Origin of the sequence: Aquamicrobium zhengzhouense, from assembly GCF_016124105.1 — a bacterium.
GTDB classification, from domain to species: domain Bacteria; phylum Pseudomonadota; class Alphaproteobacteria; order Rhizobiales; family Rhizobiaceae; genus Aerobium; species Aerobium zhengzhouense.
In genome coordinates this window covers 112,185-133,440 of the sequence record NZ_JADGMQ010000011.1, presented here as the reverse complement: position 1 = coordinate 133,440, position 21,256 = coordinate 112,185, and the positions used below count along the sequence as shown (strand labels likewise).

The following is a 21,256-nucleotide window of genomic DNA, read 5'->3' as shown; positions in this document are numbered from 1 at the left end:
GTCGGCTGGCGGGACGCATGCGTCCCTGGCCGAGGTAGCTCCTCGTCCTGCGGACCATAAGCTGAAGGTCGTTGGTTCAAATCCAACCCCCGCAACCAAGCACCAGCTTCTCAGCAATCAACATTCAACGCCGCGCACTTCAGTGTCGGCTGGCGGGACGCATGCGTCCCTGGCCGAGGTAGCTCCTCGTCCTGCGGACCATAAGCTGAAGGTCGTTGGTTCAAATCCAACCCCCGCAACCAAACACCAGCTTCTCAGCAATCAACATTCAATGCCGCGCACTTCAGTGTCGGCTGGCGGGAAGCGATGCGTCCCTGGCGAGGTAGATCGTCGTCTTTGCAGGTGTGGATGCCCCGATCACATGTTGAGGACGGAGGGATGTGGCCCAGGCGGCGCGGCGGCCATATGGGAGGGTGCGAGAACCCTGGCGCGCGTACCGGACGAGCTAGGAGTATAGTAGGACGGGGCATTCATCAGGCGTAGAAAACGCCGGGCACCTAGGCTATGTTTATCAGGCTGTCTAGGGAGCGACCCGCGGATTAACCGATGAGCTTCGACTCATTGCCGCGTTTATCCAGCGGATGGGTCTTCTGCGGCTCCGGCCCAAGGACTGTGCGTCGTGAAAAAATTTCAAAAACTGCGCGCGAGATAGGTCTTGAGCTTTGCGAGTGAGGCAGTGCTGCGCTCGCCCTTGATGCCGAGATATTTGGCGCGGCCGATGTCTCGGTAATAGTTGCCCTCTATGCCAAGGCGGCTTCCGGCAAACGGGCTGTACTCCGCGCCTATTGAGGCCATGAAGCCGGTGGGGGTCCACTCCAGATCTCGTGTCTTTGTCCGGGCGAAAAGGCCGGACACGGTCGCCATTGTCTTGAAGCGCGGGCTCCAGAGATATTCGTAGGAAGCGAGAAGCGAAAAGCCGCTGGTCTTAACGATCTTGCCATTTGCGTCGACGACATAGTCTGTCACAAATGGCAGATTGCCAAGATATGCCATCGCCCCGTCCGCATAGGCGGCGGAAAGGAGGAGGCGGCCTTGATGGCCAAGGACTTCAGGGGAAAGCTCGAGGCCGGCGGAGGCTGCCCAGGCGAGCGTTGACCTCAGCGGTCCGCAACAATTGGTTATCCGGTCGTCAGAGAGCTTCTGTACGGCCAGGCTGATCTGCGAATTGCCCCATCTGCGGTCGTCCACCCGGGCCGAAACAACGAGATCCGGAAGGCTTTGAGAGCCGCGCAATGACCAGACGGCGTCATCAATACGCCGGCTTTCGTTTTCTTCAAGCGAGACCGAGATCTTGGCGCGTTCTCCGATTGCCTTGGTGTAGCCGATAAGGTTCGTCGTCACATCCGAGGCGTACCCCTCGGTGAAGTTGAAACCGGTTGAATAATCGAAAAATGATTTGCGCCGTCCTGCGGTAAAGCCGCCAGCAACGATGAACGCCTGATCGAGATGCAGCAGTGACATGCCGGCAGCCTGCAGCGCCTTGATGCTGGCATGGGTCAAGAGCGGTCCATAGTCCGTCAGTGAGACAGTGGTGAAGGCCGTTACAACTTCAGTTGTATTTTTCGGAGGTCTGTCTCGCGAATTGACTGTGTCATATATTAGAAACGGTTCATCAGTCAGGTAAGTAGTCTCAACATAAAGATCTTTTTTTGCATGATTTACTTCCTGCCACGCCACCACCTGCCCGCCCACCCGAAGACAGATTTCCGTGCCAGGTATCAAGAAGAAACCTTCTCCAGCTCCGGCGCAAACGAGTATAGCTCCAGCGGGCGTGGTATCTTTTGGTTCAGAAGCTGCTCCAAGGGAGTCGACGGGTTTAAATAAGCAAGAGAAGACTAATAAAGCGGTTCTGGAATATTTGGGCAGAGAGAACATCGACTTGCCAACTCCGTGTGGCTGGCGAAACAGCGTGAGAAAATCGTCTGGTTACCGGCGCATCCGTTACGCTGGGTGCTTAGAATTTTACAGGTTAGGGTTAATGTCAGGTAAATAAAGGAATCGTTACTAAAGTATTGATGAGTACAGTTTTGCGAATACTTTGCCCCTGCTCCCGGTGCTTCCGGGGCTTAAGTAAACAGGGAGTATCAAATGCGTAGGACTATTCTCGTCGCCTTCGTCGCGCTCTCGTCGATGAGTGCATCGGCTTGGGCACAATCGAACACCTTCACGCTTATCGACAGCGGCAAAGGCAATGTTGGCCGGGTCTCTCAGACTGGCGCTTCAAACACAGCGCTGATCGGTCAGTTTGGCCGGTCCGGTGCCGCGTCTGTCAACCAGTCGGGCATCAGCAACCTCACCCAAATCGGCCAGGCTGGCCGTGGCAACACGACTGTGAGTTATCAGCAGGGCCTCACAAACGAAGCTCATGCCATTCAGGGGGGTAGCGGCAATGTCGCACGCCTTGGCCAGGTTGGGGCGGTCAATCTGATCGCAGGTGATGCGGTCGGTAAGATGGGCCTGATTGATGCAAATCAGAAAGGGCTGATGAACGTCATCGAGGGAAGTCTCGGCGGCCGTGGCAATACCTTCGCCGGTTTCCAGCGTTAATCCAGAAGCCGGTATACTTCGCGGTCCCATTGGCCGCGAAGGCCGGCCGGAAAGGCTGTACTCATGAAGGCAAGGCGTTTCGGCATGGCGATCGCCAGCATGCTCGCGGTCACGCTTGCGACCGCTGGCGCGGCGATTGCCAGTGATCATCTCACATTCAACCAAAACCGGGCGATCAACGTGAAGGCTGTTCTCCTGATGAAGGGCGATGATCGGGATGTCACCATTAATCAGGCGGGCATCGCAAACGCGGCTTCGATCGCAAGCTTTGGCAGCGGGGGCAAATACGCGATCAACCAGACGGGGCAATCGAATTCTGCCCTCTCAGCGTTGCTCGGTACACGCCAGTCAGCCGCGGTGAACCAGACTTTCACCTCTGGAGGCTGGCCCGCATTTGCAACGAAGGGTCGGCGTTAGCCGGCCCTTCGCCTTGGGAGATTTGTCATGAAGACGATACTTCAAACGGCCATGATAAGCGCGGTGCTGCATTTGGCTGGTGCACACGCAGTCCATGCCAACGATGCCAGCGTCATTCGGCGCACGCAGACGGGCATTCTCAACGTCTTTCATGCCGATCAGGCTTCGAAGGTGAATGTCGTCGAAGTCAATCAGTTCGGACGCCAGAACATCGCGGCGGTCAGGCAAAAGGGCGAGCAAAATTCTGTCTCGCTCTTGCAGATGGGCCACTCGAATTTCGCCGATGTGAGCCAGGAAGGCGGCGCCAGCAGCGCGAACATCCGTCAAATGGGTGGCGTGAGTGAAACCGTATTATTTCAGTCCGGACGTATCTCGCGCAGCCTTGTGGTGCAGAGCGGTGTCGACAACTACGTCACAGGCTACGTGAATGGCGGACTGAATCTGCTTATCGTCGAACAGACCGCACGGCCGCGCGGGATCTTTTCGCGTTAAAGAAAAAGGCCACGGATCTCGCCGTGGCCTTGAACGCAGTCTCGTGAAGTGGGGAGCTTAGAGACCGGCGTTGGAGCGGTAGTCGGTGCGGGCCTTGGTGACCAGCGGGGCCGACTGAACGGTGGCGCGGATCTTCACCTGCACGTGGTCTTCGACCTGCAGCTTAGACGACGGCTTGTCTTCGCCCCAGATGAGCACGACTTCGGTACCCGGCTTGGCAAATGCCGCGTCAATGACGCCGAGCGAGAGCATGGCGCGTTCGTTTGCCGAATAGCCGGTCCAGGTCGACAGGCCCACAATCTTGCCGTCAACTTCGATACGGTCGAAGTGGAAGGTGTCGTAGAGCGACATCGGCAGGTTGATGAACTTGGCACCCGGGCCCTGTTTGAACATCGAGGCATAGGCTGCGCCGACGTCGTCGCCGTTCCAGACGAAGGTGACCTTTTCACGTGCCTTGTCGCGACCTTCGGCAACCATCTTCTCCAGCGCCTCGCGGCCGATGAAGTCATGGTCGAAGGCAACGATGCGGCCGTAGTCGAGGTCGTATGGCGTGAAGTAATAGTCTTCGACGTTTTCCGAGTAGAAGCTGCCACCGAGCGGAGCGGTCGTCTCGTAGGCCTTTTCGTCGAGCCATTCGCGATAGGCCTTCATCTTGTCGCCGGAATAGATTGCCGGTAGCGGACGCGGCAGCCAGCCCGATTCCAGCGCGTTGGTGTGGTAGGCGCGTGCGCCGACCTGCACCATGCCGTGCTTCTCGCCAGCTTCGAGGATTGCCGAGTGGACCGCTTCGCGGTCTTCCCACGGACCCCAGATTTCAAAGCCCGGCTCGCCTGCCATGCCGTGGCGCAGCGCACGAACGACCTTGCCGGCAATGTTGAAGCGGGTCATGTAGAAGAACTTGAGCTTGGGAGCTTCCTCGCCCGTGACTTCCTTGATGATGTCCATCGCGCCCGGGCCCTGGATCTGGTAGCGATAGTTGACCGGGTCGCCCTGACGGACAGCCGAGTTGTCATCGCGCCAGACGCGGACATCGTAGCCGCCGGTTTCGGCGTGGAACTGCATCCAGTTGATCGAGGTCGGAATGCCGACCGCCTGGAACTCATCTTCTTCAAGGTGGAAGAGAATGTTGTCGCCGATGACGTAGCCGTCATGGTTCACGGCCACGAACTGCTTGGCCATGTCGACCGGGAAGTTGGCGACGCTGTTGATCGCGAGGTCGCTGATCAGCTTGAGCGCGTCCGGACCCTTGATGTTGAGGTCGGCCATGTGGTGGCACTGATCGTACAGAACCGCGGTGCGGCGCCATGCGAGCTGCTCGTCACGCCAGTTGCGGAGTTCCTGTGCAACGCGCGGCACCACCGACGGAGCCTGCTGCGATTCCCACATGAGCTGAACCGGGCCGCCGGCCTTTGCAATCGCCTCTTCGAGATTTTTGACCACGATCTAATCCTCCCAGGATTGATGTCTGAAACACGGTCATGAGTTTCCTTCGAGATAGTTATTATGTAAAACATGTTTTGGAGACGAAACACCCAAGGAAAACCGTGGTATGGCAACGATCCCGTTCACGATCCGTCAGCTCGAATATTTTGATGCAGTCGCTTCCGAGGGGTCGCTCGCGGCAGCGGCGCTGCGGTGCCATGTCAGCGCCTCGGCACTGGCGCTGGCGCTTGATGAACTGGAGCATCATCTCGGCGTTCAGCTTTTCGTGCGGCGCAAGGGCAAGGGCGTTATTCTGACGAATGCAGGCTCCCGGCTTCTCTCGCATGCCCGCCGTGTGCTCTCCGGCGCAGATGGTCTGGCCGCCGATGCAGGGCAGACGGCGAAAAGCCTGTCGGGGCGTTTTGCGATCGGCTGCTTTTCCTCGCTCGCGCCGTTTTTCCTGCCCGGCATCATGGAAGACTTTCAAGGCGCGCATCCGGCGCTTGAGATCGAGATCGAGGAAGCTGATGCGCCGTGGCTGGATGAAATGCTGCTGCAAGGCCGTATCGACGTGGCGCTGCTCTACAGCGTTGACGTCTCAAGTCAGCTTGCTTTTGACCCGCTCCACGAACTTCTGCCTTATGTCCTCGTTGGCAAGATGCATCCGCTCGCCGACCGGGGCAGCGTGCGGCTGGAGGAGCTCGCGGACGAGCCGATGATCCTGTTTGACCGCAACCCGACGCGCCAGAACACCGAAAACATCTTCGCCAAGATCGGCCTGAGGCCAAAGGTCGGGCACACGACGACCAATTTCGAGCTCACCCGCTGCCTCGTCGGGCGCGGCCTTGGTTACGGGCTTCTGTTCCAGCGCCCGGCAGCGACGACGACCTATGACGGCCACGAGATCGTCATGCTGGAGATCGAGGACGATGTGCCGGGAACGGTGGTGGGGCTGGCGCGGCCGGCAGGTGCGCCGCGCACGGCGCGTTACACGGCGCTGCTCGATCATCTTCTGGCACTGACGGCCAAGCGCCGGCGTATCAGAGCCTGACGCGTTCGGCTTTTGGATCGTAGAGCGGCTTGAGCGACGCCTCGGCATCGAACACCTCGCCAGCAATCTCGATCTGGTAGCGAGATGACAGCATCGCGTCAGCACTTTCACCCGGCTCAACGCAAGGCACATAGCCGAGACCGATCGCAGCGCCGAGCGCGTGGCCATAATTGCCCGAGGTAAGTTGCCCGATGATCTTGCCGTCGCGCAGAATCGGTTCGTTGTGAAAGAGCAGCGGTTCCTTATCCTTGAGCCGGAACTGCATCATCCGGCGCGATAGTCCCGCATCGCGCTTGCGCAGCACTGCATCGCGCCCGTGAAAATCGCCCTTGTCGGTCTTCACGGCAAAGCCGAGCCCGGCTTCCAGCACATGGTCCTCGTCGGTGATGTCGTGGCCGAAATGGCGGAACGCCTTTTCGATTCGGCAGGAATCGAGCGCATGAAGGCCACAGAGTTTCAGCCCCAACGCCTCGCCGGCTTCCTCGATGGTCTCGAAGATGTGCGCGGCCTGATCGGTGGAGACATAAAGCTCCCAGCCAAGCTCGCCGACATAGGTGACGCGATGGGCGCGGGCGATGCCCATGCCGATCTCGATATCGACGAAACTGCCATAGGGATTATTCGCGTTGGAAAAGTCGTTCGGGCTGATCGTTTGCAGAAGCTCCCGCGATTTTGGTCCCATAAGGCAGAGCACGCTTTCCGCCGCGCTCATGTCGGTGATGACAACGAAGGCCTCGCCCACATGCTTGCGCAGCCAGGCAAGATCGCGCTGCAAGGTGGCACCCGGCACGACGAGCAGGAAGGAAGTTTCGGAAAGGCGGCTGACGGTGAGATCGCACTCAATCCCGCCACGTGTGTTGAGCATCTGCGTATAGACGATGCGCCCGACGGGGACGTCGATATCGTTGCCGCAGAGCTTTTGCAGGAACGTACAAGCATCACGGCCTTCGACGCGGATTTTGCCGAACGACGTCATGTCGAAGAGGCCAACGCCCTCGCGCACCGCCATGTGCTCGTCGCGATTGTTCTCGAACCAGTTCTGGCGCTGCCAGGAATAGCGGTAGTCTCGCTCTTGACCCTCGCGCGCAAACCAGTTGGCGCGTTCCCAGCCAGCGACTTCACCGAAGACGGCACCGCGAGCCTTCAGATGCTCATGCAAGGGCGAGCGCCGCACGCCTCGCGCCGAGGCCATCTGGCGATAGGGAAAATGGTCGGCATAGAGCAGGCCAAGCGTCTCGGTGACGCGCTCTTTCAGGTAGCGCCGATTTTTTTGGAATGGTTGGGCCCGGCGAATATCGACTTCCCACAGATCAAAGGGCGGCTCGCCATCGTGGATCCACTGTGCCAGCGCCATGCCGGCACCGCCTGACGAGACGATGCCGATCGAATTGTAGCCGGCGGCAACCCAGTAGCCGCCAAGCTCCGGCGCTTCGCCGAGATAGTAGCGGTCGTCGGGCGTAAAGCTCTCAGGGCCGTTGAAGAATGTATGGATGCCAGCGCTCGCCAACATCGGCATGCGGTTGACGCCCATTTCGAGGATCGGTTCGAAATGCGCGAAATCTTCGGGCAGCTGGTCGAAGCAGAAATCTTCGGAAATGCCGTTCATGCCCCATGGCTTGGCGACCGGCTCGAAGGCGCCGAGCATCATTTTGCCGGCATCTTCCTTGTAATAAGCGCACTCGTCGGGAACGCGTAGAACCGGAAGGCGCGACAGGCCCTCGATCGGCTCGGTGACGAGATAAAAGTGCTCGCAGGCATGGAGCGGCAGGGTCACGCCCGATTGTTCGGCAAGATCGCGGCCCCACATGCCGGCGCAATTGATGACGATGTCCGTGGCGATCGTGCCGTGCTCCTCGCCGCGCTGCCAAGAAACGCCGGAAACGCGCCCATTCTTCTTGGCAACAGACGTCACCTTGACGCCTTCGATGATCGCCGCGCCACGCTGGCGAGCGCCTTTGGCCAAAGCCATCGCGATATTCGCTGGATCACACTGGCCATCAAGCGGTAGATGCACGCCGCCGACCACGCCCTCAATGTTGAGATGCGGGTACATCGCCTTGATCTCGGACGGCGACAATTCACCGACATCGACCTTGAACGCCCGCGCCATTGAAGCCTGGCGGCGCAGTTCATGCATACGCTCATCGGTCAGAGCAGCCGTTATTGAGCCGACCTGCCGCATGCCTGTTGCAACGCCGGTCTCTTCCTCCAGCCGCACGTAGAGGTCGGCGGAATATTTGGCGAGGCGGGTCATGTTGGGCGAGGCGCGAAGCTGGCCGACAAGCCCCGCCGCATGCCATGTCGTGCCGCAAGTCAGCTGCTTGCGCTCCAAAAGCACGATGTCGGTCCAGCCAAGCTTGGCAAGGTGATAGGCAACCGAACAGCCTGAAACACCACCGCCGATGATGACGGCACGTGCCGAAGCGGGTATCTGACCAGCCATCCATCAACCTCCCTTATGCATCCTCGCGGGGCAGCATAGTGCGGTGATCAGGGCTGTGGCGATGGCAGGAAACGGCTCTGGTCTGGTCCAGAGCGGTGATCTAGTCGGTCTCGAACCCTTGCCTTGATGTGGTTTTCAGCAATTCGCGGCGAAACTGCGCGATCGCCAGTTCCGCGAAGGAGGAGAGCTGGCTTCCCTTGCGACTGACTGCAAATGCCGAAATGCTGGCGGCTTCAGCAAGCGGCCGACGCGCGATGCCTGGCATGTAGACCTCAGCCACCGAAAATTCATCGATGACGGCGACGCCAAGGCCATGGCGCACGAAGCTGACAACCGTCTGCGCGAAGCGGCCGCGCATCGCGTAAGTGGGGCTGAGACCATGTTGAGCAAAGGGACGCGCCAGGGTTGCGCCGTACGGATCGCCGGAATCGACGCCAACAAGATCCTCCTTGGCCAGATCGTGAACTGAAATCACCTCCTTTTTGGCCAAAGGGTGATTGTCGGGGACGATCGCCACCAAACGGCCTTCCGCCAGTTTGACGCTTTCCAGGGCGGGGTTTTCTACTGCGGAACTCATGATGACGAACTCGCCCCGTTCCAGCAGCAGATAATCCGTCGTTTCCTCGATCTTGAGGATGTTCATGTCGATGTAGAGATCGGGAAAGCGCTGGCGTATGCGCCGCGCCGCACGCGCAGCGATGAACTGCGCGATGGAAGGTGCGCATGCGAAGGTCAGCCTGACATCGCTGCCTTTCCTGAGCGATGCCACTGCCGTGTTCAGATTTTCCATCTGCCGGTGCACCTGATGCACCAGCTCAAAGATCGATGTCGCTTCGGGAGAGGGAACGAAAAGCCCGGCCTTCCGTTCGAAGAGGCGAATGCCAAGGCTGTCTTCCGTATGGCGTACGATGCGTGAGATGCCCGGTGGAGACACATTGAGGAGACGCGCTGCCCCCTGAATTGTCCCGGCCAACATCACCGCGCGGATGGCTTCGACTTGCCGAAGCGTAAGCTCACTCACCGTAAGGTCCACCCCATACTGATTAACGTGATGTTACGTGGAAGTTGAAATCGGTATTTGCCGTTATTTCTCGACCGAGGCAATATCGGTCCGGACTTGAATTGGGGGAAGCGATGAAGACGTCTATCGCCACCGTTTCCATCAGCGGCGAATTCAGTGAGAAGCTTGCTGCAATCGCCGCGGCCGGTTTTGACGGTATCGAGATTTTCGAGAACGATTTTCTCGCCTTCGACGGCTCGCCGCGCGAAGTCGCGAAGATGGCCGCGGATGTGGGCCTGGAAATCACGCTCTACCAGCCGTTTCGCGATTTCGAGGGACTGCCTGAACCTCAACGACAGCGCGCCTTTGACCGGGCGGAGCGCAAGTTCGACGTCATGGCCGAGCTTGGCACCGACCTCATGCTGGTCTGCTCCTCTGTTTCACCTGTGTCGCTCGGCGGCATCGACCGCGCCGCTGACGATTTTCGCGAACTTGGCGAACGGGCTGCAAAGCGAAACATTCGCATTGGCTACGAAGCGTTGGCCTGGGGCCGTCACGTCAGCGATCATCGCGATGCGTGGGAGATCGTGCGGCGCGCGGATCATCCGAATATCGGCCTGATCGTCGATTCCTTTCATACGCTGGCGCGTAAGATCGATCCGAACACGATCCGCTCGATCCCGAAGGACAAGATCTTCTTCGTTCAGCTGGCTGACGCGCCCGCGATCGACATGGACCTTCTTTATTGGAGCCGCCACTATCGCAACATGCCGGGCGAGGGGGACCTCCAGGTTGCCGAATTCATGCGCGCGGTCACGGCGACCGGTTATGACGGCTACATCTCACTCGAGATCTTCAACGACCAGTTCCGTGGCGGCTCGCCACGCGCGATTGCCGATGACGGCCACCGCTCGCTGATCTGGCTGATGGACAAGGTGCGTCGCGACGAGCCGGCGCTGCCGGTCAATCTGCCGCCGATGCCAGCGCCTGTCGGCGTCGAGGGCGTTGCCTTCATCGAGTTCGCGGCTGACGAGGCTGGCGCTGCCTCGATCGGCAAGCTGTTATCGTCGATGGGCTTTGTCGAAGCTGGTCGCCATGTCTCGAAAGATGTCGTGCTCTGGCGTCAGGGCGACATCAATATTCTGATCAACACCGAGCGTTCGGGCTTTGCCCATTCGTCCTTCCTCGTCCACGGCACGTCGGTCTACGCGATCGCGCTCAAGGTTGAGGATGCGCGGGCAACCGTCGAACGTGCCCGCGCGCTGGGCGTCGAGCCGTTCGAGCAGCCGGTCGGGGCCGGCGAACTGACGATCCCGGCGATCCGCGGCGTTGGCGGCAGCGTCATCTATTTTCTCGATTCCAGCGATGATCTTGGCCAAGTCTGGGACATTGATTTCAAGCGGGTCGAAGGCGACAAACCCGGTGCAGGGCTTACCACGGTCGACCACATCGGTCAGACGATGGAGCAGGGTGAGATGTTGTCCTGGCTCCTGTTTTACACTTCCATTTTCCGCACCCGCAAAACGCCGATGGTCGACGTCATCGATCCGGCAGGTGTCGTGCGCAGTCAGGTGATCGAAAGCGAAGACGGCGCGTTCCGCCTGACGCTGAACGGCGCGGAAAATCGCCGCACGCTCGCCGGCCGTTTTATCAGCGAAAGCTTTGGCTCTAGCGTTCAGCACGTCGCCTTCGCGACCAGCGATATTTTCGCCACCGCGCGTGCGCTGAAAGAAGCGGGTTTCGCCCCGCTCGAAATCTCGCCGAACTATTATGACGACGTCGAAGCCCGCTTTGGCCTCGAGCCAGAGCTTGCTGACCTTCTGCGCGCGGAGAACATTCTTTACGACCGCGACGACAAGGGCGAGTTCTTCCAGCTTTATGCGCCGACTTGGGGCGATGGGCTGATCTTCGAGATCATCGAGCGCCGCGACAACTATTCAGGATATGGTGGCCCCAATGCGCCGTTCCGGATCGCTGCCCAAAAAAGGCACCTTCGCCCCAAGGGCATGCCGACCCGCTGATGTGATCGCCTGATTCGCAACGGGATGTCGGGAGAGGGCCTGTCGTTCATGCGACAGGGCCAGATCCTCACGCGCAGGGCGGAGTGAGGCGGCGCCGGAGGTTGGCGGGCCGGATGGCACGATCCATTCGCAAACAGGCAGAGAGCGGTCGCCAGCCGTTTCCCGCCCGCATTTATTGAACAGGTTATTTTTTGTGTGCATTTGTCGCGGTGAGGCTTCACCTTGTCGCGTATGTTGGGTTGCGAATGAGCGGCGCGGTGTGGGCAAAATCTCCTAAAACCGCGTCCTGTATACGGTGCATCAGCTGGATTTGCCCGTTTTGGCCCGTTTGAGGCTCGTTTTGTCGCCCATTAGTCAAGCAACGCTTTTTTTCGGAGTTCTAATGCAAGCCTCTTTCCCCATGGGGATGGGTATTGTATACATGAACCAAGGTTTCGGGAGGGGCAGCGGGTTGGTGCGGAGGCGCCAGGCCTGACACTCACAGAGTGTTCCTGCGAAACAGAGCCACCTGCATCACAGCACGATGATGCGGGCAGCAAGGGAGGAAGTGCGCCGGATGAATCAGCTTGCCGGGACCATTTCGGGTGGCCAGGAATCACTTTTGGACATCCAGAATCTGACTCTGTCGCTGCGCGATCAGAATGGCTGGGTCGAAGTCCTTAACAACGTATCATTCTCGGTGAAGCCCAAGGAGATCCTCGGAGTCGTCGGTGAGAGCGGTTGCGGCAAGTCGATGACGGCCTTGTCGATCCTTCGTCTGTTGCCGCCTCGCGATGCGCGCCTCGGTGGCCAGATCCTGTTCGGCGGCCAAAATCTCGTTACCAATTCCGAATCGCAGATGAGCCGCATCCGCGGACGCCACATTTCGATGATCTTCCAGGAGCCGATGAGCGCGCTGGATCCTGTTTTCACGGTCGGTTACCAGATCGAGGAAACGCTGATGCGCCATTTCCGCATCAGCAAGAAGGAGGCCCAGGAGCGCGCAATCGCAGCGCTGGATTCCGTCGGCATTGCATCGCCCCGCCACGTCGCGACGCTCTATCCGATGAGCCTATCGGGTGGCATGCGTCAGCGTGTGATGATCGCGATGGCGCTGGTCTGCGAGCCGCAGCTTCTGATTGCCGATGAGCCGACAACGGCGCTTGATGTGACCATTCAGGCGCAGATCATGGATCTGCTGCTGGATCTTGGCGAGCGCACCGGCACTGCGATCATGTTCATCACCCACAATCTCGGTCTTGTGGCGCAGAGCTGCCACCGCATGGTTACGATGTATGCGGGGCAGGTGGTTGAAAGCGGACCGGTCAAGGAAGTGATTGCCGAGCCGCGTCACCCCTATACTGCGGGGCTCCTGTCTTCCATTCCCGATAGCCGCCGTGCTCGTGGCACCTTGCCGTCGATCCCGGGCCGTGTCCCGTCTTTGCGCGCCATGCCCGAGGGATGCCGCTTCGGTCCGCGCTGTGGTTACGCTGTGCCGCCATGCCAGGCACCGCAGGCAATTGAACTTTCCGGCCACCGTGAAGTGCGGTGCCACCGCTGGGATTCACTTGAACTGGAAAGGCTCGGCGCATGACGATCGATGTGTCCACCGCCCGCCCCGCCGTCACTGTCGAGGACGTGCGTGTCACTTTCGGCAGCAGCAAGCGTGGCACGCAGATCCGCGCGGTCGATGGCGTGAGCTTCAATGTACGCAGGGGCGAGATCTTTGGAGTGATCGGCGAGTCCGGTTCGGGAAAATCGACGCTTGGTCGCTCCATGGTCTGCCTGCTGACGCCAAGCGGAGGCAAGATCCTGCATGACGATCTTGACCCGTTCACACTGTCGCGCCGTGAGCTCAACCGCCATCGGCGCAAGTACCAGATCGTTTCGCAGGACCCGAACGCAGCGTTTGATCCGCGCATGACCATCCTGCAGAGCGTGATGGAACCGCTCAGCATTGCCGGGCAGGGAACGCGCGCCGAGCGTCGCGCCAAAGCGTTCGCGATGCTTGATCGAGTGGCGCTCTCGCCTGAGCTTGCCAATCGCTACCCGCACGAATTGTCAGGTGGTCAAAAGCAGCGCGCAAACATCGCGCGCGCCCTGATGCTCGACCCCAACGTCATCGTCTGCGACGAGGTGGTTGCAGCGCTCGACGTGTCGATCCAGGCGGACATGCTCAACCTTTTCGCACGTCTGCAGGAAGAACTCGGGCTGACTTACGTATTCATCAGCCATGATCTGCGCGTCGTCTCCCACATCAGCGACCGCGTGGCCGTGATGTATTTCGGCAAGATCGTCGAGTTTGGGCCGGCGCGTGAAGTCATCGAGACGCCGTTGCACCCCTATACGAGCGCGCTGCGCTCGGCTGAACCTGAGATTACCGCGCTCGGCGACGATGCGCGCCAGCGGATCATCCTGCAGGGCGAAATCCCGAGCGCGATCAACCCGCCAAGCGGCTGCCGTTTCCATACCCGTTGCCCACGAGCACGCGAGGCTTGCAGCGCGCAGGAACCGGTTCAGCGGGAATTGCTGCCAGGACGCTTCGTGGCCTGCCATTTCGCGGAGGAGATGCTCAGCGAGGTGGCGCAAAACACTGTCGTACAACCGGCAGGGGCATCGGTTGCCGCAGCGCAGACCTTGCCGACCTGAGGAGCTTGGGGCGGCTGAATTCTGATGGAGGAGAGAGAAACGTGACCACCCATTTTTACGGCAAACTGCCGAACCTGACACGACGGTCGCTGATGGCCGGAACGGCTGCGCTTGGCGGCTCGCTGATGGTGCCCGCCATGGCGCGCGCGCAGGATGCGCAGCCGCGTTCCGGCGGCACGCTGCGCGTCGTCGTGCCGTACAACCCGGCTTCGCTCGACCCGATCGCTGGTCGCAACAATCCGGACTTCAACACGCTGTTGATGATGTACGACGCGCTGATCGCGTTCGATCCAGAGACGCTGGAACTCCAGCCAATGCTGGCGACGGAGTGGAACTTCCCCGATCCGACCACACTGGTCGTCAAGCTGCGCGAAGGGGTCGAATTCCATGACGGCGAGCCCTTCAATGCGGAGGCGGTGGTCTTTCACATCGATCGTTGCCGCACCTACGACAAGTCCAACGTCAAGTCGGACCTGACCGTCGTCGACAAGTGTGAGGCAACCGGCCCGTACGAAGTCACGTTCAAGCTGAAGCATCCCGACGCAACGCTTCCTGCGACGCTCGCGGACCGCGCTGGCTGCATCGTCTCGCCGGCCTCGGTCAAAGCCACGGCAGACGGCAATGTCGACCGTGCCCCTGTCGGCACAGGCCCGTTCAAGTTCGTCGAGTGGCAGGACAACACGCTCATCAAGGTTGAGCGCAACTCCAACTATTGGGGTGACGCGCCGTACCTCGATGCCATCGACGTGCGCATCATCAATGAATTCAACACTGCCGTTCGTACGGTGACTGCCGGTGAGGCCGACCTCGTCCTCAACATGAGCGCTCAGCAGATGGCCGTTGCCCGCCGCGACCCGAATGTCGTCGCGGAAGCAACCCCGTCGATGATCTACTATTCCGCATTCCTGAACTATGGCGAGGGCAGCCCGCTGGCCGATGTTCGCGTGCGTCAGGCGATGAACTGGGCACTCGACCGCCAGGTTCTGAACCAGGTTCTGTGGGGTGGTCTTGGGGGTGGCAACTGCTCGATGTTCCCGTCAGGCTTCTGGGCCAACGATCCGGAGACTGAGAACTACTACACGCAGGACATCGATCGGGCGAAGTCTCTCCTCAAGGAGGCAGGCTTCGCAGACGGTATCGAGATCGAGACGCATACCTGGGCAGACCAGGCTGCAGTCCAGCGTCAGGAAGTCATTGCGGCACAGCTGGCCGAAGCAGGCATCCGACTCAAGGTGACCCCGTCGCAGCCGGCACAGGCGATGCAGTTCTTCCTCAATGAGAAGAGGGGCCACATGCTTCTGTCGCCGACCGGCGGCAACCCGGACCCGGCAACCGCCTATGATCGTCACTTCGCGGCGACCGCTTATCGCAACGCTGCCAAGAGCGAGCTTCCGGGATATCGCGAGCTTGCAGATGCCTCGCTCAGCACGTTCCACTTCAAGGAGCGTCAGCAGGTTCTCTACAAGATGCAGCGCTTTGTTCTCGAGAACGCACTGCACCTGCCGCAGTTCACCTCGGCTGGCATCATCGTGCGCACGCCGAAGGTTCACGGCTTCAACTTCAGCCTCCTGCAGCGTCCGCGCTTCCACAAGGTCTGGCTCGAAGCCTGATATTTCTAACATTCGCGGGCGGAGAAATTTTCCGCCCGCTTTCCGCTTGCTTGCATCGGGCCATACCGCCCGGTGAACCAGCGCTCGAAGGGCTCTTCGAGTTGCAAAACTGCCGATCGACGGAGCAGGATGATGAACGGCATACCCGGGATGATCGCACGAAGGCTTATTCAGCTCGTGCCGGTCATGATCGTGGCCACTTTCGTGGTCTTTTCCCTTGTCTACCTGATGCCCGGCGATCCGGCGGTGACCATCGCTGGCGACTATGCGACGGAAGAGCGCGTAGAAGAAATCCGCCGTATCTATGGCTTTGACCGGCCTATGCTGGTGCAATATTTCGCCTGGCTGGGCAATGTTGCCATCGGTGATCTGGGGCGCTCGCTGTTTTCAAACGAGTCCGTGCTGACGCTCATCCTCGCGCGTCTGCCCCATACCATCCTTCTCGTCGTCTACGCGCTGATCGTCGGTGCCCTGATCGGCGTTCCGCTCGGCATTCTGGCAGCTACCCGCCAGGGCACAACGCTGGACAAGGTCATCACCAGCGTCGCGTCGCTGGGTGTCGCCATCCCCAACTTCTGGCTGGGTATCATCCTTGTCACCATGTTCTCGCTGAATTATCGCTGGTTCCCGGCGACGGGAGCGACCTCCTTCTTCGAGGATCCTGTAAAGGCGCTGTATTTCGCGACTTTGCCAGCCATAGCGCTGTCGACTGGCGTGGTGGCCGTGCTGGCTCGCCAGGTGCGAAGCGCTCTGCTTGAGGTTCTCGGTTCGCAATATATCCGAACGCTTCGTGCAAAGGGCCTGAGCTCGGGAGCCATCCTCTGGAAGCACGGACTGCGCAACGTTGCAGCCACCATGCTGACCATTGCAGGCCTTCAGGTGAACCGCCTGTTCTCGAGCGCGGTCATCGTCGAGGCGGTGTTTGCCATCCCCGGCGTTGGCAACCTCATCAGCTATTCTGCACTTAACAAGGACTTCCCTGTCGTTCAGGGCGTCGCGCTCGTCCTCGTCCTGGTTGTCATTCTGACAAACCTGCTGGTGGACGTCCTCAATTCGATCTTCGATCCGAGAGTGGCGGCTACGACATGACTGATAGCACTGTGACCTCCATGAACACGCCCAATCCGGCAACTGCCGCCGCCTCCGGTCTTCCTCCGCCCACGCGTTTCAGCTTCTGGCGCTGGATGTGGTCGGACAAGCGCGCAATGGTCAGTCTTGCTTATATTGCGGTGCTTGTCGCGGCGGCGGTGCTTGCTCCGTTCATCGCACCATACGCACCGAACCAGCAGGACCTGATGAACATGCTGGCGCCGCCCAGCACCGAGCATTGGCTTGGAACGGACGATCTTGGCCGCGACACGCTGAGCCGTCTCATGCACGGCTCTTACAATGCATTGTACGCGGCTGGTCTTGCGGTGGGCATCGGCGTCATCATCGGCGTGCCGATGGGCGTATTCATCGGTTTCGTCGGCGGTTGGGTCGATGAAGCCGGCAGCCGCATCATTGACGGCGTGCTGGCGTTCCCGCCGATCGTTCTCGCCGTTGCGGTGACAGGAGCGCTGGGCATCGGCCTGACCAATGCGATGATCGCGGTGGGCTTTGCCTTCGCGCCCGTGCTCGCACGCACGATGCGTGCACAGACGCTGGTGGTGAAGAACGCACTCTATGTCGAAGCGGCAACAGGTTTTGGCGCATCGCGGCTTCACCTGATCATTCGTCACATCATCCCCAACGCAATCCAGCCGGTCATCGTCGAGATCACGCTGATGCTGGCGGTCGCGCTGCTGGCGGAAGCTGGCTTGAGCTTCCTTTCGCTTGGTGTGCAGCCGCCAGAATCGAGCTGGGGCGGAATGCTTGCACGCGCCTACCACTATGTGGAGGTGGCACCTGAGCAGATGTATGCACCAGGCTTCGCGATCCTTTTCACCGCGCTCGCCTTCAACACATTGGGTGAATCGATCCGCGTGCTGCTCGATCCGACGGTCAAGAAGAACTGATCTGCAAGCATCGTCAATGGGGCAGCTTCTGCCCCGCTGCACCAACCAAAAAAGCCCGGCTTCGAACCGGGCTTTTTCTTTGCGTGATGCTTATTCTCAGGCGTCGTTGCTCAACCACACCCGGTGGAAACGCGGTGAGTGCAGCCGGTCATAGCGGAAATCCTGAACCTTCTTGGTGCGGACCGACATTGCCGAAGATGTGTATAGCGGCACATGCAGCGCTTGCTCGACAACAAAATTCTGCAAGGCGGCGAAGGCTTCCTGACGCTCCTTAAGATCTGGTGACTTGCCGGTAGCGTCGAGCAGTTCGCGGAACTTCGGATCTTCGACCTTGCCCGCATTGAACTGGCCGGCAGCGCCGAACAGACGGTCGTAGGTCTGGCTCGGATCAAGCCAGCCACCTTGCGGGTTCAGGATCAGGGAGCCCTGGCCTTCAATGTAGAAATGCTGGTTCACCACCTGCGGCGGGGAGGGGTTGATCTTCAGCCGGATGCCAACCTGTTCCAGCTGATTGCCGACGAGTTCGATGCGTTGGATCGAGGTCTGGTCCGGCCAGCTCCACGCTTCGATTTCGACGCCGTCCGGATGTCCCGCCTCGGCAAGAAGTGCTTTCGCCTTCTCCGGATCATGCTGGTAGTAATGGGCCGTATCCTTGTTCACCGCCCAGAAATCTGAAGGGAACATGGTCGACGTCGGCTCACCAAGGCCCAGCATCAGCACCTTGTTCAACTCGTCACGGTTGATGGCGTAGTTCATGGCCTGACGCACACGCACATCATCAAGTGGCGCCTTGGCGAAGTTGAGCATCAGGGAGAAAAAGATCATCGAGGGCTTGGCCTCGGCGACCAGATCGCTGTTGCGCTGGTTGGTAGCGATCTGCTGCGCTGCGAGGTTCAGGGCCAGATCAGATTCGCCAGCGCCGACCGTGCGTGCGCCGGTGTTCAGTTCGTTGATGATCCTGAAATCGATGCCATCGAGATAGGGCAGGCCCGCCTGCCAGTATTTCGGGTTCTTCTCGACCCTGATCAGGTCATTGTCCCGCCATTCGATGAACTTGAACGGTCCCGTTCCAACCGGTGCGCGATCGACATTGCCTTCTTCTGCTGCCTGGATCGATGCCGGAGAGACCATGCAGCCGGCACGTCCGGTCAGGATCGTCGGAAGCGAGTAGTTCTCATGCTTGAGACGCAGCGTTACCTGATGCGGACCGCTGACCTCAACGCTTTCGACAGAGGCCAGGTCAGACTGCACGTTGGACCGCGGATGCGTCATCGAACGCTCAAGGTTGAACTTGACTGCTTCGGCATCGAGCGGGGTTCCGTCGTGGAATTCAACCCCCTCAACAAGGTTGAGCACGAGCGTCGTACCGTCGGCGAAGGTCCAGTCCTTTGCCAGCATCGGCTCAAGTTCAAGCGTGTCCGGATCATAGCCGACCAGCGCATCGAACAGCGCGTAAAGTGCATTGAAGTCCGGGATGTTGCGACCGGTAATCGGGTCGAGCGCCGCCGGATTGAACGGCATTGCGATACGCAAGGTGCCGCCGGAAACAGGCTCGGATGCCTGAGCATGCGCCGCCGCGGGCAGCATCATCGACGCGCCAATTGCGGCACCTGCACCGAGCAGAGCGCGGCGGCTGATATTGAAATGGGTAAAGGACGCACCGGCGTCCCGAATATCGCTCATCTAAACACCTCCCAGATAAGCATATGAAGCCCGTGAGACGGAACAGTGCAGCGGACGTGTCCAGACTCCCCCCGGACCGCAGCCTCCGCACATGTGGAGCCTATAACAAGGGCGTTTCAATGTATACATTATTACGTTAAGTTGTCGGTGCGAGCTTCCCCCGTGGCGGGCTGCATGTGAGGATGCAGTAGCTCGAAGCGGCATGAAAGCGGGTCGCCTCAGGTGCTGAGGCAAAGGAGGGACCGGCGAGCCGAGCGGAGGAGGAATTTTGATTCATGAGCATTTTTGAGCGCTCTCGCCCCTACACCTACATCATTGTGGGCGGTGGCACCGCGGGCTGTGTTCTGGCCAACAGGCTCTCGGCGGACCCCAAAAACGAAGTTCTTCTCATTGAGGGCGGCGGCAGCGGGCGCGGCTTTTACGTCGACATGCCGCTTGGTGTTGCATACATGCTTGGCCGGCCCCGCTTTGATTGGTGCTACAAGAGCGAACCGGAACCCTACCTGAATGGCCGCTCGCTTGCGCTGCCGCGGGGCAAGATGCTGGGGGGCAGTTCCAGCATTAACGGGCTGATTTATGTACGGGGCCACGCCTATGATTACGATCAATGGGCGCAGCTGGGGAACCGCGGCTGGTCCTGGGAAAGCGTTCTGCCCTATTTCCGTCGCTCGGAGGCGTTTCACCGCCCGGCCCAGGCGCATGGCAATGACGGCGAGTGGTCCGTGCTTGACCCGAAGGTCCGTTGGGAAGCGCTGCAGGCCTACCGCCAAGCTGCGATCGATCTCGGCATTCCGGCCAATGAAGATTACAATTCCGGAGACAATGAAGGTGTGGCTTGGTTTGTCGCGACGATCCGCAAGGGACGCCGCCACTCCACCGCGCGCGCCTTTCTTGATCCCGTGCGCAATCGACGCAATTTGGACATCGTTACCGGGGCGCTGGTTGATCGCGTTATCTTCGACGGAACGCGCGCAACCGGGGTGAAATTCCGGCTGGGCGAGCGGGAGGTGGACGTCTCCGCCTCGGCCGAGATCATTCTGGCAGCTGGCGTTTACGGCTCCCCGGCCATCCTGGAGCGCTCGGGCGTGGGGGCGCACGAAACCCTGTCGGCGCTCGGCATCGAGACGCATCACGAGCTTCCGGGCGTTGGAGAAAATCTCCAGGATCACTGGCATATCAAGGTTCAGCACAAGCTGAAGAACACGCGGACGCTGAACGACCATGTCAGCTCGCCGCTGCGCAGGATGATGCTTGGCGCCAGCTATCTTGCAACGCGCAAGGGTCCGCTTGGCGGTTCGCCGACCCTTCTTGGCGTCTTCGCCAAGACAGATCCGCATGCACCGGCGCCGGACATTCAGATCCACGTTTCCGGTGCGACCTCATCGACCTTCGGCGGCGAGCCGGACAAGTTTCCCGGCATCACGTCTTCGGTTTGCATCTTGCGACCTGAGAGCCGCGGCCACAGCCACATTGCATCTTCGGATCCGGCCCGGCAGCCGAAGATCCTGCACAATTATCTCAAGCACGAATCCGAGATCGAAATTGCCATTCGCTCGGTAGAGTTGGTGAGAAAGATCGCCGGCGGAGCGGCAATGGCCCGCTTCGAGCCAGACGAGATCACGCCGACACAGAAGGTTCAGTCGCGTGACGAGCTGATCGCCTATGCGCGCGAGAGCGTCTACACGACCTTCCATCCCGTCGGCACCTGCAAGATGGGCCGCGATCATATGGCCGTCGTCGATGATCGGCTGCGTGTTCACGGCCTGTCAGGACTGCGCGTTGCTGACGCGTCGGTCATGCCGGTGATTGTCTCGGGCAACACCCAGGCGGCAACGGTGATGATTGCCGAAAAGGCATCAGATTTCATTCAAGAGGAAGCGATGGAGGCGAAGGCTGCATGAGGAGCCGAATCTGAACCTAAATTATTTCATACGTTAAACACACA

The 21,256-nt window shown here is 59.9% G+C and carries 16 protein-coding genes; 11 read left to right on the top strand and 5 right to left on the bottom strand.

Annotated features, from left to right (window positions below):
- Positions 1 to 630 precede the first annotated feature (630 nt).
- Positions 631 to 1,875 carry a porin gene (locus tag IOD40_RS14800; RefSeq protein ID WP_233714009.1) on the bottom strand — a complete coding sequence of 415 codons (1,245 nt, stop codon included), beginning with the start codon at positions 1,873 to 1,875 and terminating at the stop codon, positions 631 to 633.
- Positions 1,876 to 2,088: 213 nt separating this feature from the next.
- Here IOD40_RS14800 and IOD40_RS14795 point away from each other — a divergent pair, with 213 nt between their 5' ends.
- The 3 genes from IOD40_RS14795 (at position 2,089) to IOD40_RS14785 (ending at position 3,456) form a co-directional block, all read left to right on the top strand.
- A complete protein-coding gene (locus tag IOD40_RS14795; RefSeq protein WP_198477457.1) occupies positions 2,089 to 2,547 on the top strand; it encodes a hypothetical protein in 459 nt (152 codons plus the stop codon).
- Positions 2,548 to 2,610: 63 nt separating this feature from the next.
- On the top strand, positions 2,611 to 2,964 hold the full coding sequence (locus IOD40_RS14790; RefSeq protein WP_198477456.1) for a hypothetical protein: 354 nt from the start codon (positions 2,611 to 2,613) through the stop codon (positions 2,962 to 2,964).
- Between the two features lie 27 nt (positions 2,965 to 2,991).
- Positions 2,992 to 3,456, top strand: coding sequence for a hypothetical protein (locus IOD40_RS14785; protein WP_198477455.1), 465 nt, complete (start codon positions 2,992 to 2,994; stop codon positions 3,454 to 3,456).
- Between the two features lie 57 nt (positions 3,457 to 3,513).
- On the opposite strand, the gene IOD40_RS14780 is transcribed toward IOD40_RS14785, so the two are convergent.
- Positions 3,514 to 4,896, bottom strand: coding sequence for an aminomethyltransferase family protein (locus tag IOD40_RS14780; protein ID WP_198477454.1), 1,383 nt, complete (start codon positions 4,894 to 4,896; stop codon positions 3,514 to 3,516).
- Positions 4,897 to 5,005: 109 nt separating this feature from the next.
- Here IOD40_RS14780 and IOD40_RS14775 point away from each other — a divergent pair, with 109 nt between their 5' ends.
- Positions 5,006 to 5,929 carry a LysR family transcriptional regulator gene (locus tag IOD40_RS14775; RefSeq protein ID WP_198477453.1) on the top strand — a complete coding sequence of 308 codons (924 nt, stop codon included), beginning with the start codon at positions 5,006 to 5,008 and terminating at the stop codon, positions 5,927 to 5,929.
- On the opposite strand, the gene IOD40_RS14770 is transcribed toward IOD40_RS14775, so the two are convergent.
- Positions 5,919 to 8,372, bottom strand: coding sequence for a GcvT family protein (locus IOD40_RS14770; protein ID WP_198477452.1), 2,454 nt, complete (start codon positions 8,370 to 8,372; stop codon positions 5,919 to 5,921). The genes IOD40_RS14775 and IOD40_RS14770 overlap by 11 nt on opposite strands.
- A gap of 100 nt (positions 8,373 to 8,472) precedes the next feature.
- Entirely contained in the window at positions 8,473 to 9,393 is a 921-nt protein-coding gene (locus tag IOD40_RS14765) for a LysR family transcriptional regulator (protein WP_198477451.1), read from the bottom strand.
- A 113-nt stretch (positions 9,394 to 9,506) separates the two neighbouring features.
- On the opposite strand from IOD40_RS14765, the gene IOD40_RS14760 reads away from it, so the two are divergent.
- From IOD40_RS14760 to IOD40_RS14735, 6 genes are all read left to right on the top strand, one after another.
- Positions 9,507 to 11,393 carry a bifunctional sugar phosphate isomerase/epimerase/4-hydroxyphenylpyruvate dioxygenase family protein gene (locus tag IOD40_RS14760; RefSeq protein WP_198477450.1) on the top strand — a complete coding sequence of 629 codons (1,887 nt, stop codon included), beginning with the start codon at positions 9,507 to 9,509 and terminating at the stop codon, positions 11,391 to 11,393.
- A gap of 556 nt (positions 11,394 to 11,949) precedes the next feature.
- Positions 11,950 to 12,966, top strand: a complete 1,017-nt coding sequence (locus tag IOD40_RS14755) for an ABC transporter ATP-binding protein (RefSeq protein WP_198477449.1) — start codon at positions 11,950 to 11,952, stop codon at positions 12,964 to 12,966.
- Positions 12,963 to 14,021 carry an ABC transporter ATP-binding protein gene (locus tag IOD40_RS14750; RefSeq protein WP_198477448.1) on the top strand — a complete coding sequence of 353 codons (1,059 nt, stop codon included), beginning with the start codon at positions 12,963 to 12,965 and terminating at the stop codon, positions 14,019 to 14,021. The genes IOD40_RS14755 and IOD40_RS14750 overlap by 4 nt, the downstream gene beginning before the upstream one ends.
- Before the next feature lie 41 nt (positions 14,022 to 14,062).
- Positions 14,063 to 15,631, top strand: a complete 1,569-nt coding sequence (locus IOD40_RS14745; protein ID WP_198477447.1) for an ABC transporter substrate-binding protein — start codon at positions 14,063 to 14,065, stop codon at positions 15,629 to 15,631.
- A gap of 132 nt (positions 15,632 to 15,763) precedes the next feature.
- Positions 15,764 to 16,720: an ABC transporter permease gene (locus IOD40_RS14740; RefSeq protein ID WP_325099743.1), complete on the top strand. Its 957-nt coding sequence runs from the start codon at positions 15,764 to 15,766 to the stop codon at positions 16,718 to 16,720.
- Positions 16,717 to 17,628 (top strand): ABC transporter permease, encoded by a 912-nt coding sequence (locus IOD40_RS14735; RefSeq protein ID WP_198477445.1) that lies wholly within the window; start codon positions 16,717 to 16,719, stop codon positions 17,626 to 17,628. The genes IOD40_RS14740 and IOD40_RS14735 overlap by 4 nt, the downstream gene beginning before the upstream one ends.
- Before the next feature lie 96 nt (positions 17,629 to 17,724).
- On the opposite strand, the gene IOD40_RS14730 is transcribed toward IOD40_RS14735, so the two are convergent.
- On the bottom strand, positions 17,725 to 19,311 hold the full coding sequence (locus tag IOD40_RS14730; protein ID WP_198477444.1) for an ABC transporter substrate-binding protein: 1,587 nt from the start codon (positions 19,309 to 19,311) through the stop codon (positions 17,725 to 17,727).
- A gap of 275 nt (positions 19,312 to 19,586) precedes the next feature.
- Between IOD40_RS14730 and IOD40_RS14725 the strand changes: the two genes are divergently transcribed.
- Positions 19,587 to 21,212: a GMC family oxidoreductase gene (locus tag IOD40_RS14725; RefSeq protein WP_198477443.1), complete on the top strand. Its 1,626-nt coding sequence runs from the start codon at positions 19,587 to 19,589 to the stop codon at positions 21,210 to 21,212.
- Positions 21,213 to 21,256: the final 44 nt, after the last annotated feature.

Coding starts and splice junctions, on each gene's coding strand:
- IOD40_RS14750 (WP_198477448.1), top strand. CDS start 12,963: ATGACGATCGATGTGTCCACCGCCCGCCCCGCCGTCACTGTCGAGGAC.
- IOD40_RS14775 (WP_198477453.1), top strand. CDS start 5,006: ATGGCAACGATCCCGTTCACGATCCGTCAGCTCGAATATTTTGATGCA.
- IOD40_RS14770 (WP_198477452.1), bottom strand. CDS start 8,372: ATGGCTGGTCAGATACCCGCTTCGGCACGTGCCGTCATCATCGGCGGT.
- IOD40_RS14800 (WP_233714009.1), bottom strand. CDS start 1,875: ATGTTCTCTCTGCCCAAATATTCCAGAACCGCTTTATTAGTCTTCTCT.
- IOD40_RS14725 (WP_198477443.1), top strand. CDS start 19,587: ATGAGCATTTTTGAGCGCTCTCGCCCCTACACCTACATCATTGTGGGC.
- IOD40_RS14785 (WP_198477455.1), top strand. CDS start 2,992: ATGAAGACGATACTTCAAACGGCCATGATAAGCGCGGTGCTGCATTTG.
- IOD40_RS14730 (WP_198477444.1), bottom strand. CDS start 19,311: ATGAGCGATATTCGGGACGCCGGTGCGTCCTTTACCCATTTCAATATC.
- IOD40_RS14735 (WP_198477445.1), top strand. CDS start 16,717: ATGACTGATAGCACTGTGACCTCCATGAACACGCCCAATCCGGCAACT.
- IOD40_RS14755 (WP_198477449.1), top strand. CDS start 11,950: ATGAATCAGCTTGCCGGGACCATTTCGGGTGGCCAGGAATCACTTTTG.
- IOD40_RS14795 (WP_198477457.1), top strand. CDS start 2,089: ATGCGTAGGACTATTCTCGTCGCCTTCGTCGCGCTCTCGTCGATGAGT.
- IOD40_RS14760 (WP_198477450.1), top strand. CDS start 9,507: ATGAAGACGTCTATCGCCACCGTTTCCATCAGCGGCGAATTCAGTGAG.
- IOD40_RS14790 (WP_198477456.1), top strand. CDS start 2,611: ATGAAGGCAAGGCGTTTCGGCATGGCGATCGCCAGCATGCTCGCGGTC.
- IOD40_RS14740 (WP_325099743.1), top strand. CDS start 15,764: ATGAACGGCATACCCGGGATGATCGCACGAAGGCTTATTCAGCTCGTG.